Source organism: Streptomyces sp. NRRL S-87, from assembly GCF_000719335.1.
In the GTDB taxonomy this organism is placed as follows: Bacteria; Actinomycetota; Actinomycetes; order Streptomycetales; family Streptomycetaceae; genus Streptomyces.
In genome coordinates this window covers 1-13,315 of record NZ_JOGB01000098.1, presented here as the reverse complement: position 1 = coordinate 13,315, position 13,315 = coordinate 1, and the positions used below count along the sequence as shown (strand labels likewise).

At 73.3% G+C, this 13,315-nt stretch carries 12 protein-coding genes; 4 read left to right on the top strand and 8 right to left on the bottom strand.

Annotation, left to right across the window (positions count from 1 at the left end):
• Positions 1-124: 124 nt before the first annotated feature.
• A complete protein-coding gene (locus IF43_RS0134415; protein ID WP_030210383.1) occupies positions 125-676 on the top strand; it encodes a GNAT family N-acetyltransferase in 552 nt (183 codons plus the stop codon).
• Between the two features lie 45 nt (positions 677-721).
• On the opposite strand, the gene IF43_RS0134410 is transcribed toward IF43_RS0134415, so the two are convergent.
• The 6 genes from IF43_RS0134410 to IF43_RS0134385 form a co-directional block, all read right to left on the bottom strand.
• Complete coding sequence (locus IF43_RS0134410) at positions 722-2,350, bottom strand: type IV secretory system conjugative DNA transfer family protein (RefSeq protein ID WP_234332638.1); 1,629 nt, start codon at positions 2,348-2,350, stop codon at positions 722-724.
• 124 nt (positions 2,351-2,474) lie between these two features.
• Complete coding sequence (locus tag IF43_RS0134405) at positions 2,475-3,893, bottom strand: ATP-binding protein (protein ID WP_030210374.1); 1,419 nt, start codon at positions 3,891-3,893, stop codon at positions 2,475-2,477.
• Positions 3,894-3,911: 18 nt separating this feature from the next.
• The gene (locus IF43_RS0134400; RefSeq protein ID WP_030210369.1) at positions 3,912-5,471 is read right to left on the bottom strand and encodes an SCO6880 family protein; all 1,560 of its coding nucleotides are present in this window, start codon (positions 5,469-5,471) and stop codon (positions 3,912-3,914) included.
• Positions 5,468-6,823, bottom strand: a complete 1,356-nt coding sequence (locus IF43_RS0134395) for a hypothetical protein (protein WP_030210366.1) — start codon at positions 6,821-6,823, stop codon at positions 5,468-5,470. The genes IF43_RS0134400 and IF43_RS0134395 overlap by 4 nt, the downstream gene beginning before the upstream one ends.
• Entirely contained in the window at positions 6,813-7,685 is an 873-nt protein-coding gene (locus tag IF43_RS0134390; RefSeq protein ID WP_030210365.1) for a hypothetical protein, read from the bottom strand. The genes IF43_RS0134395 and IF43_RS0134390 overlap by 11 nt, the downstream gene beginning before the upstream one ends.
• Positions 7,686-7,902: 217 nt before the next feature.
• Entirely contained in the window at positions 7,903-8,211 is a 309-nt protein-coding gene (locus tag IF43_RS0134385) for a hypothetical protein (protein ID WP_008742356.1), read from the bottom strand.
• Between the two features lie 620 nt (positions 8,212-8,831).
• Here IF43_RS0134385 and IF43_RS0134380 point away from each other — a divergent pair.
• Positions 8,832-10,013 carry an alpha/beta fold hydrolase gene (locus IF43_RS0134380; RefSeq protein WP_078910672.1) on the top strand — a complete coding sequence of 394 codons (1,182 nt, stop codon included), beginning with the start codon at positions 8,832-8,834 and terminating at the stop codon, positions 10,011-10,013.
• 130 nt (positions 10,014-10,143) lie between these two features.
• Here IF43_RS0134380 and IF43_RS0134375 read toward each other — a convergent pair whose 3' ends face one another.
• Both IF43_RS0134375 and IF43_RS43640 read right to left on the bottom strand, forming a co-directional pair.
• On the bottom strand, positions 10,144-10,992 hold the full coding sequence (locus tag IF43_RS0134375) for a pentapeptide repeat-containing protein (RefSeq protein WP_051796816.1): 849 nt from the start codon (positions 10,990-10,992) through the stop codon (positions 10,144-10,146).
• Positions 10,993-11,025: 33 nt separating this feature from the next.
• Positions 11,026-11,742, bottom strand: a complete 717-nt coding sequence (locus IF43_RS43640; RefSeq protein ID WP_158939667.1) for a GNAT family N-acetyltransferase — start codon at positions 11,740-11,742, stop codon at positions 11,026-11,028.
• A gap of 99 nt (positions 11,743-11,841) precedes the next feature.
• Here IF43_RS43640 and IF43_RS0134365 point away from each other — a divergent pair, with 99 nt between their 5' ends.
• Both IF43_RS0134365 and IF43_RS0134360 read left to right on the top strand, forming a co-directional pair.
• On the top strand, positions 11,842-12,450 hold the full coding sequence (locus tag IF43_RS0134365) for a LysE family translocator (RefSeq protein ID WP_030210356.1): 609 nt from the start codon (positions 11,842-11,844) through the stop codon (positions 12,448-12,450).
• Positions 12,451-12,488: 38 nt separating this feature from the next.
• The gene (locus IF43_RS0134360) at positions 12,489-13,289 is read left to right on the top strand and encodes a thioesterase family protein (protein ID WP_030210354.1); all 801 of its coding nucleotides are present in this window, start codon (positions 12,489-12,491) and stop codon (positions 13,287-13,289) included.
• Positions 13,290-13,315 lie beyond the last annotated feature (26 nt).

The window sequence follows — 13,315 nt, the reverse complement described above, 5'->3', positions numbered from 1 at the left end:
TGCAGGGGGGACCCTGTGGGAGAGTAGGACGCCGCCGAACAATCATTGTGGGAAAGCCCCGCACCTTCTGGTGCGGGGCTTTTCTGCGTTTACCGGCCGTGAGCCGGCCGCCTAGGATCTCTTCATGGATCATGTGATTCGCGCCGTGCGCGCAGACGAGTGGAAGAAGGTCAAGGAGCTGCGGCTGGAGGCCCTGCGGGACCCCGCGGCCCGGCTCGCTTTCCACGAGACGTACGAGGAGGCCTCGGCCCAGCCGGACCTGTTCTGGCAGGAGCGCACCGAGCGGGCCGCCGACAGCGACGCCGTACGGCAGTTCGTCGCCGAGGGCCCCGACGGGGTCTGGCACGGCACCGTGACCGTCCTCGTCGAGCCCGCCGGCGTGCCGACGCTGCTCGGGGACGGCGAGCCCGCGCAGGACCAGGCGGTGATCGTCGGCGTCTTCGTACGGCAGGAGAGCCGGGGCACCGGTCTGATCGAGGGCCTCTTCGAGGCCGCCGTCGGCTGGTGCTGGGAGCTGCGGGAGCCGGCGCCCGTACGCGTGCGCCTGTACGTCCACGAGGACAACCACCGGGCCGTCGGCTTCTACCGGCGCTTCGGCTTCGAGCCCACCGGCGTCACCGCCCCCGCCCCCACCGACCCGGCGGAGAGGGAACTGGAGCACGTCCTCGTCCGCTGAGCGGTCGCGCCGCGGGACGTACGGGCCCCCGGGAGGGCCGGCGGCTCAGAGGAGGGCTTCGGAGGCGAGGGCGGGCCAGCGGGAGCGGGCCTGCTCGCGGCTGCGGAGGAGGGCCAGTACGGGGAGGGCCGCCGGTCCGGAGTCGGCGAGGAGCTCCGGGAGTTGGGGGATCGGGGCCACCGCCGCCACGTCGTCTAGGACCAGCGTGAGTGGTGGGCCGAGCCGACCGGCGGATGACCGTACGGCCACGCGGCGGCCGTACTCGACCACGCTTGACGCGAGTGCGGTGAGCAGGGGCATCGCTCCGGGCGAGGTCCGGGGATCCTCGACTGGCTCACCCACCAGGTAGAGGGTGCCCCCCTCGTCGGCGAATGATGCGAGCGTGAGCGAATCCGTTCGATTCGGTGTGCAGGACTCGCGGATGTGGATCGAGGAGAGGGCGGACAGGGCCCGGGCGGTGAGCTCCTGGGCGATCTCGCGTCGCTCGGGGTGGGCGGTGAGCGCGTTCTCGAGTTCACCGGCCGTGCCCGGGGCGGCCTTGGGGTGGGTGCGCAGGATGCGTACGGGCTCGTGCGCGGCGGAGCCGAGGGCCCAGCGGTGCAGCTGCTTGAACGGGCGGTCGTCGAGGGCGGCCGCGTGGAGCCAGCTGCGCAGGAGCGTTTCCGCCGTGTCGGCGACGGCCGCGTCGATGCGGGACTGCGGGCGTACGGGTGCCAGCAGCGCGATGGCGCGCGAGGCGGCCGTGTCGCGGTCGGTGCAGCCGGTGCCGGGGTGCCAGTGCATGCGGGCCGGGGTGTCGCACAGGTGCGAGGGGTCGTAGAGGAGGACGGGGCCGAGTTTGGCCCGGGCGTCCTTGGTCTCGGCCCACAGGGCGGGGGAGGACGTCACGACGAGTACGGCCCCCTCGGCCTCCGCGATCCGGTGGGCCGCGGCGCGGCGGCGGTCGGCGGGGGCGGCGTAGGCGAGGCGGGCGCCGGGGGCCGGGTCGGCGTGGGGTGCCACGGGCTGCGGGTGGGCGGACTGCGGGTCGGCGGACCGCGGGTCGGCGGGAGCCGTGCTGCGGGGGGCGTAGCCGAAGCCGTAGCGGTAGGCGTCCTGGGTGGGCTCGGAGCGCGGGGCGGGCGGTTCCCGGCGCGGGGTGGGGGCCGGGGCCGCCGGTTCGGGGGCCGGGGCCGGTTCGGTGGCCGGGTCAGCCGGGTCAGCCGGGGCGGTGGGTACGGGGACGTGGTCCGCGTCCGGTGCGGCGGCGGTGGGGGCGTCGGAGGTGCGGGGTGCGGATGGGCGTACCGCCGCGGGCTCGGGCGAGGTGCGGGCGGGGGGCTCGACGGGGCCGGGGCCGGGGCCAGGGCCGGGGTCGTGGGTGGGGGCGGGCACCGGGTCCTTGGGGTGCTGCCGCTCTGCGCGGATGCGGGCGCGGCGGGCCTTGGTGCGGGCCAGGACGCCGATGGCGAAGACCGTCAGGACGAACAGCACCAGCAGTTCGCTGACGAGGATGCCCCAGAACAGCCCCCAGCCCGACAGGGCCGCCGGATCGGTGTGGGGCCAGGCGCGGGCCAGGTCGTGCGGGGCGGTGAGCAGGGCGTGCAGGGCCATGGGCGTGCGCGTGAAGGTGACTCCCGCCGGCCATGCGCCGCGCGCGAAGAGCGCGGCGAGGCCGGTGGCCGACCACACCATCACGGTGAGGCCCAGGAGGAAGGCGAGCAGGCCCACGAGCAGGGCGTCCGGGATGCCCCGGGTCTGCTCCCGGGCGGGTGCGCGCCGTTCCTGGCCGTACCGTTCCCGGTCGTCCCGCGCCACGTCAGGCCACCGTGGATTCCGCGGATTCGCCGTTCCTGTGGCGTTCGATGAGCATCGCTCTCTCCTCCGCTTCGCGTTCGGCGGCGAGGACGTCCTCGGGGAGCGCCGGTTGGGGTGCCGAGGACTCTGTCATGGCCCGGTCCGTGAAGACAAGGGGCCGTTCCGCTTCCGTGATCAGGTGTTTCACCACCTGGACGTTGCCGTTCACGTCCCATACGGCGATGCCCGGGGTGAGGGTCGGGATGATCTCCACGGCCCAGCGGGGCAGGCCGAGGACGCGGCCGGTGGCGCGGGCCTCGTCCGCCTTCTGGGCGTAGATGGTCCGGGTGGAGGCCATCTTGAGGATGGCCGCCGCCTCCTTCGCCGCGGCGCCGTCGACGACGTCGGAGAGGTGGTGGACGACGGCGACGAAGGACAGGCCGAGCCGGCGCCCGAACTTCAGCAGCCGCTGGAACAGCTGTGCGACGAAGGGCGAGTTGATGATGTGCCAGGCCTCTTCGACCAGGAAGATGCGTTTCTTCCGGTCCGGGCGGATCCAGGTGTGCTCGAGCCAGACGCCCACGATCGCCATCAGGATCGGCATGGCGATCGAGTTGCGGTCGATGTGGGACAGGTCGAAGACGATCAGCGGCGCGTCGAGGTCGATGCCGACCGTGGTCGGGCCGTCGAACATGCCGCGCAGGTCGCCGTCGACCAGCCGGTCCAGGACGAGGGCGACGTCCAGGCCCCAGGCGCGGACATCGTCTATGTCGACGTTCATGGCCTCCGCGGACGCGGCCTCCGGGTGGCGCAGCTGCTCGACGATGTCCGTGAGGACCGGCTGGCGGTCCAGGATCGTCTCGTTGACGTACGCGTGCGCCACCTTGAGCGCGAAGCCGGCGCGCTCGTCGAGGCCGTGGCCCATCGCCACCTCGATGATGGTGCGCAGCAGCGCGAGCTGCCCGGTGGTGGTGATGGCCGGGTCGAGGGGGTTGAGGCGGATCCCGCCGTCGGCGGCGGCGACGGGGTCGAGGCGGATGGGAGTTATTCCCAGCTCCTGGGCGATCAGGTTCCACTCGCCGACGCCGTCCTCGCCCTGGGCGTCGAGGACGACGACCTGGCGGTCGCGGAAGCGCAGCTGGCGCAGGACGTAGGTCTTCTCCAGCGCGGACTTGCCGTTGCCGGACTCGCCGAGCACCAGCCAGTGCGGGGCCGGGAGCTGCTGCCCGTACAGCTGGAAGGGGTCGTAGATGTAGCCCTTGCCGCTGTAGACCTCGCGGCCGATGATGACGCCGGAGTCGCCGAGGCCGGGGGCGGCGGTGGGCAGGTAGACGGCCTGGGCCTGGCCGGTGGAGGTACGGACCGGCAGCCGGGTCGTCTCGACCTTCCCGAAGAGGAAGCTGGTGAAGGCGTCCGTCAGCGCGGACAGCGGATCTCGCATGGCGGGTCTGCCCTCCAGCTAGCGTCGGATGCCGGTGGCGAACGGCAGGGTGTTGACGAACGCGCGGTGGTGCTCGCGGTCGCACCACTCCAGCTTCAGGTACGACTTGCCCGCCGAGGCCCGGATGGTCCGCTTGTCGCGGGCGAGGGCTTCGGGAGAACGCGAGGACACCGTGATGTACCCGACCAGGTTGACTCCCGCCGCACCGCTGGCGAGATCTTCACCCCTCTGGTCGAGCCGGCCGTGGGCGGCGATGTCGCGGGGGTCGACCGTGCGGTTCATCTTGGCGGCACGGGAGGCCTCGGCCTCGTCGTTGGTCTTCTCCGTGAGCATGCGCTCGATCGCGACCTCGGTGGGTTCGAGGTCCATGGTGACGGCGACCGTGCGGATCACGTCCGGGGTGTGGACCAGGAGCGGGGCGAGGAAGTTGACGCCGACCGGGGTCATCGGCCACTCCTTGACCCACGCGGTGGCGTGGCACCAGGGGGCGCGGGTCTGGGACTCGCGGGTCTTGGCCTGGAGGTAGGTGGGTTCGACGGCGTCCAGCTCGGCCGGCCAGGCGTTGCGCTTGGTCATGGCCTGGATGTGGTCGATGGGGTGGTCCGGGTCGTACATGGAGTGCACGAGGGAGGCGAGCCGGCCCTGGCCCAGCGGCTGGCGGACGCGGATGTCGGCCTCGGCGAGGCGGGCGCAGATGTCGGTGAGCTCGCGGGCCATGACGACGGCGAGGCCGGCGTCCCTGTCGAGGCGGCGGCCCTTCTGGGGGGTGGCGGCGCGGGCCATGGCGTGCGCCTCGGCGGCCAGCTCGCGGGTGTAGTGCATGCAGGCGACGAGGTAGGCGCGGTGCTGCTCGCTGGAGGTGGAGACCATGGACTGCAGCTGGTCGTACGAGTCGCGGAGCCAGCCCGGGGCGTGCGCGTCGCCGCGCTGGGCGACGTCCTTGGCGTGCGCGTCGGGGTCGGCGGGCAGGGTGCGGGCGAGCATCTGCAGGCGGGTGACGAAGCCGTCGCCGTTGGCCACGTGCTTGAGGAGGGTGCCGAACCGGTCGACGAGGGCCTCCTGGTCCTCGCTGTCGCGCAGGCCGACGCCCGGGCCCTCGATCTCGATGGCGGCGGTCACGGTGCGCCGGTCGGCGTGCAGCAGGACGGCGATCTCGTCGGGGCCGAAGGGGGCGGCCAGCCAGCTGATCCGGCCGATGCCGGGCGGCGGGCCGACCTCGATCTCGCGGCCGTCGCCGCGGGTGCCGGCCTCCATGGCGGTCGAGCGGTACGTGGTGCCGCGCCGCAGCGTGCGCTTGTAGCTGCGGTTGATCTCGAACCACTTGTAGAAGGTGCGGTGCCGGTAGGGCACGTAGACGGCGGCCAGGGCGATGACCGGGAAGCCGGCGAGGCAGACGATGCGGAGCATCAGGTTGGGGACGAGCAGTCCGCTCATCATCCCGAGGAACGCGCCGAAGACGATCAGCGCGATCTCGCCGGTCTCGCGGTTCTTGCCGACGATCGCGTTCGGCCGGGCGCGGCCGATGAGATACGTGCGGCGGGGCGCGACCGGGTGGATCTGATGGGACTGGGTCGTCAACGCCCGTCACCTCCTGTGCCTGTGCCGGTGGTCCTGCTGGTGTGCGGGGTGCTGACTCCGGAGCTGCGCGGCGGGGGTGCGGCGGAGGGGACAGTTCCGCCGCCGACCCCGGTCCCGCCGGAGGAGCCCCGGCTGCTGTGGGCCGCCACGCCGCCGGAGAGCGGGTTGGCGGGGCGGGCTTCGCCGCCGCCGGGGCGGTGGGCGCCGCCGCGGCTGCTGTGGGTCTTGATGCCCTGGGAGACGAGGGAGGCCGGGGAGCTGATGACGGCCGCGGCCTGGGCCCCGTCGGTGGCCTGCTTGCGGTTGGTGCGGGCGGCGGAGATCTCGTCGCCGAAGCCGGGTACGAAGCGGTAGATCATCGCCGAGGCGAAGATCGCCAGGAGGATGATGGCGAGGCCCGAGACGACGGCGGAGAACGCGTCGGGGCCGTCGTCGCCGGCGAGCGCTCCGGCCAGGCCCAGGACGATGACGATGACCGGTTTGACGAGGATGACCGCGATCATGATCCCGGCCCAGCGCCGGACGTGCCCCCACATGTTCCGGTCGACGAGGCCGGCGTACACGGCGGTGCCCAGCAGCGCGCCGACGTAGAGGAGGGCGGCCCGGATGACCAGCTCCAGCCAGAGGACGCCGGCGGCCAGCACGGTGACGAGGGCGACGACGATCAGCATGACCGGTCCGCCGCCGATGTCCTCGCCCTTCTTGAGGGCCTCGGCGAAGGACCCGAAGAACACGTCGGTGTTGCCGCCCGCCCCGCTGGCGACGGCCTCGGTGACGCTGTCGGTCGCCGAGACCACGGTGTAGAGGATCAGGGGCGTGAAGGCGGAGGCCAGGACGGTCAGCCAGAGGAAGCCGATGGCCTCGGAGAGGGCGGTGGTCAGGGGGACGCCGCGGATGGCGCGCTTGGCGACGGCCAGCAGCCACAGGACCAGGGTCAGGACGGTCGAGGCGGCGAACACGACGGCGTACTGGCGCAGGAAGGCGGCGTTGGTGAAGTCGACGGTGGCGGTGGACTTCACCGCGCCGCTGAGCTTGCCGACGATCCATGCGCCGGCGTCGGCGCAGCCCTTGGCGAGGGAGGAGAGGGGGTCGAGGCTGTCGCCCGGGCCGCCCGGCACCTGTCCGGGCGGTGGTGCGGTCACCTTGCCACCGGGGAGATTGCCCTCGCAGACGAGCCGGACCTGGCCCCGGAGCAGTCGGCACTGCTCGGGCGGCGTGGTGGCGGCCGGGCTGGCGTCAGGGGTGGGTGCGGCCGAGGCGCGGGCGGCGAAGAGGAGGACTGCGGCTTGCACCGCGCCGAGGGTGCCGAGAAGCTTGGGGAGGCCGCCGGGCGTGCGGGGGCTACCGGGCATAGGTGAACCCTCCGAATTCGTTGACAGCCCCGGCGATGTCACCGGAACTGGAGACCGGGTTGTCGCCAGTGACTGGGGTGGGGCCGGTGCGCTGGGAGGTGTTGAGCACCTTCCAGTCGGACCCGTTCCACTTCAGCTTCACGGTGAGCGTGTACCAGGCACTGGTGACTGGCTTGGTGGACTTCTCTCCTGTGAGGCCGAACAGCTCAAGACACCACACGTCGACGTCGGCGGCGGTGTCCGAGTAGCGCAGCACCTTGGCGCCGACGGGCGAGGTGCGGCTGACGAAGGTGGCGCCGGCCGGGGCGGTGCCGTTGGCGGTGAGGCCGATCTGCTCGAAGAGGCCGCTGGTGTACGTGGCGTCGTACGCGGACTGGAGCCCGGCCGCGCTGCCCTCGTCGGCGACGGCGGCGAGGATGCGGTGTCGGCGCGGGGTCTCGTACATGGCTTCCGAGCCCAGGACGACGGCGTAGTTGGCCGCCGCCGACTGGGCGCCCTGCTCGGTGTGGCCGAAGCCCATGGGCACGTCGTTGTGCCGGCCGGCCACGGGGCGCTCGCCGGTGGGGGCGGTGGCGGAGGTGACCGGGGCCTTGGCGTCCGAGGGGCCGTCGGACTTCTTGCCGCCGCCGCCCTGGTTCGCGAACGCGATGGCGGCGACGAGCAGGACGACGACCCCGACGACGGTCACGAGGCCGCGCGAGGACCGGGCGGGCTTGCGGCCAGAGCCGTAGGGGTCGCCGCCGGGGGCGTCGGGCAGGCGGGTGCGGGTCTGGCCCGTGCCGCCGACCCGGGTGCCGTCGTCGTAGCCGTACCCGTCGTCGTACCGCTCCTGCCCCGCGCCGTAGCCCGTGTCCTGGCTCATGCCGCGCCCGCCCCCTCAGCCGTGTCGGCGTACGACGGTAGCCGTGCTGGTTCCCGCATGGGCGCGGAGTGGTGAGTCGTCATCAGGAAACGCAACCTCAGCCAGTGGGCGGACGGGCAGGCGGAAGGGGGCGGGGGTCGGGGTCGGGTCGGGTGCCGGGCTGGGTGGCGTACGGGAGGGGGCGCGGGCCGCGCGGGCGCGGACCGCTAGGGGGCGCTCAGACCGCCATCCCGTACACGATGGTGAACAGGGTGCCCAGCGATCCGATGATGAAGACGCCGGTCAGGCCTGCCACGATGAGGCCCTTGCCCTGTTCGGCGCTGAAGGTGTCGCGCAGCGCGGTGGCGCCGATGCGCTGTTTGGCGGCGCCCCAGATGGCGATGCCCAGGCAGAGGAGGATGGCCACGGCCATGACCACCTCGATCATGACCTTCGCTTCGTTGCCGAGACTGCCGAACGGGCCCCAGTTCGGGGCGATTCCGCCGATGATGGTGGTGATGTCGCCTTTTTCGGCCGCCAGGATCATGTAACTCACCGCCCCTGTTGGGTAGTTCCGTCAGCCCGTGCCCGTCGGCAGGGGTCACGCTCTATCTTCGCTGATGAAACCGCCGTAGTAGGTCGACTTGGCGGCTCTCTTTGCCCGGAGTCTCCCGGAAGTCCTCCCCGGTACCTTTCCCGGAGTCCGTGCGGAGCCGTCCCGGAGGCGTCCCCGAGTGGTCCCGGAGTCGTCCCGGAGTCGTCCCGGGGTCTTCCCCGGGTCTGGCCCGATTGCCGACCCGTGGCGCCCTGACCTGGGGCAGGGCCGGTTGGGTGCGAAAGTCCGGATGATCACTCTGTGTACCACGGGGGGTGGCGCCGGGCAATGACGCGCGAGCCGGGGCAGTGATGTCGCCCGTGCGGGGGAACGATGCACCGGGGCCGTAACCCGTGGCGCGACCGGCGCGCGGAGGTAGCCGGGGCGCCCCCCGGCGTGCGGGGGCGCATGTGAGGGGGCGTGAGGGGCGCACGTGAGGGGGTGTGGGGGGCCGCGAGGGGGCGCACGTGAGGGGTGTGGGGGCCGTGGGGGGAACACGTGAGGGGGGCCGTGAGGGGGCGTCAGGGAGGCTGTGGTCGGGCGGTGTCCGACCCGTGCGGCATGCTCCACCCATGACCGCGATCCCGGGCCCCCGGACCCTGACCGAGTTAGAGGCGGCGCTGCGCGCGTCCTTCGCCGCGGACACCTGCTCCCCCGACGACGTGGAGCGTGCGCCCTGGACCCCGGAGAACCCCGCGTGGGGGCACTGCGACCTCACGGCGCTGCTGGTGCAGGACGTGTTCGGGGGCGACCTGATGGCGGGAAAGGTGTTCCTCGGCGGCGAGCAGCAGGGCTTCCACATGTGGAACCGGCTGCCCGGCGGGGTCGAGCTCGACCTCACCCGGGACCAGTTCCGGCGCGGCCAGGAGGTCAGCCCGGGCTGGGCGCTGCGCGAGCGGCCGCCTGGTCGGCTGCCGCGCCGCTGGGACGAGTACCAGCTGCTGCGTCGCCGCGTGATCGGGCGGCTCGGTCCGCTGCGCGGCGTACTGCACCTCGCCGACGGGCGCCGGCTGTCGTACGTGGACTTCGGCGGGACCGGCCGGCCCGTGCTGGCGCTGCACGGCCACTACCAGGAGGCCGCGTCCTTCGCCCGCCTGGCCCGGGACCTCGGCCCGGAGTGGCGGCTGATCGCGCCGGACCAGCGCGGGCACGGCCACTCCGACCGGGCCCCCGACTACGCGCGCGAGGGGTACGTCGCCGACGCCGCGGCCCTGCTGGAGCACCTCGGGACCGGGCCGGCGGTGGTGCTGGGCCACTCGCTGGGCGGGGTCAACGCGTACCAGCTGGCCGCCCGTCGGCCCGACCTGGTGGCCGCCCTGGTCGTGGAGGACATCGGTGCGGAGGTCGACGCCGACAACTCCTTCGTCCTGGCCTGGCCGCACCGGGCGCCGACCCGGGACGCGCTGCTGGCCGCGCTCGGGGGCTCGGCGCCGTACGTGGCGGACGCGGTGCGCGAGTACGCCGACGGCTGGGGGCTGGCGTTCGCGCCGGCGGACATGGTGGCTTCGCAGGGCCTGATGAACGGGGCGTGGTGGGCCGACTGGACGGGCTCGGACTGCCCGGCCCTGCTGGTGCGGGGCACCCGCAGCGGCGTGCTGGGCGCGGACCATGCGGGGGAGATGGTGCGCAGGCGGCCCGGAACGCGGCTGGCGGAGCTGCCGGCCGGCCACACGGTACGGGCCACGGCCCCGGAGGCGTACGCGGCGGAGGTACGGGGGTTCCTGGAGGGGGTGGGGGTGGGGGTGGGGCTGTGATGTGACGGGGGGGGCGGTCCGGTCTGATCCGGCCCGGGCCGGTCCGGCGAGGGGGGCTGGGGCGGTTCGGGCGGTTCGGTGAGCGGTTCGGGCGGTCCGGTCGGCTCTGCGGGCGGTCCCCTGGGAGGGGTCAGCCCGCCGTCGGGCGGGCGGCTCGGCCGGTGGTCCAGTGGGCGGGGCGGGTCAGGGCGTCCGGGATGCGGGTGGCGGCGTCGCCGCGGGCCGCGTTCAGCTGGGGTTGGGTGAGGAAGATGCTGCCGGTCAGGTCCGCGCCGGAGAGGTCGGCGTCGCGCAGGTCGGCGCCGATCAGGTCCGCCGTGCGCAGGTCCGCCTTCGTGAGGTCGGCGGCGATGAGGTAGGCCCCGCGCAGGTTCGCGCCGCGCAGGTCGGCCCCGGCCAGCCGGGCGCCCATCAGGTCGGCGCCCCGGTGGTTGCGCCGCCGGCGGCCCGGCACCTTCGCCCGCACCAGCTCGCTCGCCTCGAGCAGCAGCGCGTTGACCTCCGTGCGCAGGGCGCCCACGTCGGTGCCGGCCACGGTGGCGGCGTCGGCGCGGGTGAGGTCCTCGACCTTCGTCAGGGCGCGGCGCAGCCCGGCGTGGGCGGGGCGGGCGGCGGGCAGGGAGAGGGCCTCGGTCGCGTACCGGAGCAGCTCGTGCAGCTGGCGCATGATCGGGAAGACCTCGAACATCTGCCGTGAGGTCTCGGGGTGCCGGCGCCAGTCCCGGCCCCCGAAGGTGACCTGCGAGACCTTCTGCCCGGCCCCGAAGCAGTCGAAGACGGTGCAGCCGCGCCACCCGGTCTCGCGCAGCCGGGTGTGGATCCCGCAGCGGTAGTCGTCCTGGAGGTTCGAGCAGGGCGTCCCGGCGTCCTTGTTCCGCGCGAAGTCGGCGGAGGCGGCGAAGGGCAGCGCGACGCAGCACAGCCCGAAGCAGTTCGCGCAGTCGGCCTGCAGTTCGGCGGGGGCGGACGGGTGGGACATGGCGGGACTCCTGTACGGGGCGACCCCCCATTGTCACCCGGTGGCGGGGCCGGCTGGCTCGGGTCGTGGGGGGCCGGTGTGGGGTCGGGGTTGGGGTTGGGGTTGGGGTGGGGTGTGGGTTTGGGTGTGGGTTTGGGTGGTGGTTTGGGTGGTGGTTTGGGTTTGGGTGGTGGTTTGGGTGGTGGTTTGGGTTTGGGTGGTGGTTTGGGTGGTGGTTTGGGTTTGGGTTGGGGGGAGGCTGGTGCTGGTGTGGGTGCCCGGCGCCGGTAGCCGCATCTGCAGTGCGGTCCACCGTTCCCCGTCCACCTCCTCGACGTCCTCCAGCACGTTCTCGACCCGGAAGCCCAGGCTCTCGTAGAGGTTCAGCGCCGTCCTGTTGTGCCGGAAGACGCCGAGGTCGACCGAAGCGGCGTGCAGGTCGTCGAAGGCGTGCCGGAGCGTCTCGGCGAGCATCGCCCGGGCCAGCCCCCGTCCGCGCGCGGCGGGGTCGATCAGCACGCGTCCGAGCCGGGCGCCGCTGCCGTCCTCGTGGAGGCGCAGCGACACGTGCCCCACCGCCGTCCCGCCCGCCCGTTCCACCGCCGTGTACTTGCTCAGGGAGGCGTCGGCGGCGTACCCGGCGAGCTGGGCGTCGTCGAGCGGCCAAGCGAAGGTGTTGCCTGCCCAGACGACCAGCTCGGCGCGCGAGCGGACCCATCCCAGCAGCAGGCCGCCCTCCTGCCGGATGTCGAACTCCCGAAGCGTGATCACGCCCCAGTATCGGCACGCGTCGGGGAAATCCCCGCGGTCAGGGGCCGGTTGTCCCGCGGATCCGTTGATCCTCCTGCCGCCCTCGGCAAGGATCGGCACATGACCGAGTTGATCGCCGTAGCCGTCATCACCGTCCTCGCCGTCATCAGTCCGGGCGCCGACTTCGCCATGGTCGTCCGCAACGGCTACCTGTACGGGCGCACCACCGGCCTCTTCGCGGCCGCGGGCGTCGGTGCGGGCGTCCTGGTCCACGTCACGTACACGATGCTGGGCGTGGGGCTGCTGATCGCCTCCTCCACCGCCCTGTTCACCGCGATCAAGCTCGCGGGCGCCGCCTACCTCGTCTACGTCGGCATCCGCACCATTCGTGCCCGCGCCGACCTCGCGGTCGACCTGACAGAGGAGCCGGGCCTGACGCCCCTCGGCGCGCTGCGCACGGGCTTCCTGACCAACGTCCTCAACCCCAAGACCACCCTGTTCGTCGTCTCCACCTTCACCCAGGTCGTCGGCCCGGACACGCCGGTGTGGCAGCAGGCCGGCTACGGCCTGTTCATGTCGCTGGCGCACGTGGCGTGGTTCTCTGCCGTCGCCCTCTTCTTCTCCACCACTGCCCTGCGCGACCGCATGCTCAAGGCCCAGAAGGCCCTCAACCGCGCCATCGGCTCCGTCCTCGTCGGCCTCGGCATCACCCTGGGGCTCGCCCGCTGACCCTGGCCGTCGGTCCTACCGGTCGGTAGCCTGCGGGGATGGGTGAGGTGATCGAAGGGTTCTACGAGCGGGTCGGGGACGGGCGTTACCGGGCCTCGGAGTTCACGCGCGGGCCGTGGGACGCGCGGGCGCAGCACGCGGGGCCGCCGGCGGCGCTGCTGGGGCGGGAGATCGAGGAGCGCACCGGGGCCCGCGAGGACATGCGGCTGGCCCGGGTGACGTACGAGATCCTGCGACCGGTGCCGATCGGGCCGCTGCGGGTGGTCACAGAGGTGGTGCGGGCCGGGCGCGGCACCGAGCTCGTGGCGGCGGAGCTGGTCCCCGAGGGTGCGGACGGGCCCGTCATGACCGCGCGGGCGCTGCGGGTCCGGGTGGCGGGTGAGCCCGGGCCGGCCGTGGCGGAGGGGCCGAGGGTGGCGCCGCCGGGGGAGGTGGGGGAGACCCCGTTCTTCGGCGTCCCGTGGGACGTGGGCTACCACACGGCGATGGAGAGCCGGTTCACCGAGGGTGCCTGGACCCGGCTGGGGCCGGGTACGTGCTGGATGCGGATGCGTGTGCCGCTGGTGGCCGGGGACGAGCCGCGGCCGCTGGACCGGGTGCTGGTCGCGGCGGACTCGGGGAACGGGATCAGCAACACCCTGGACTTCGAGCGGTGGGTGTTCGTCAATCCGGACCTGACGGTGCACCTGCACCGCTACCCGGTCGGGGAGTGGGTGTGCGTGTCCGCGCGCACGAGCGTGGATCCGGCGGGCATCGGGCTCGCGGACTCCTCGCTGCACGACGAGAAGGGGCCGATCGGGCGGGGGGCGCAGAGTCTGTTCGTCACGCCTCGGGGGTGAGCCCTGGGGTGGGGTGGGGTGGGGTG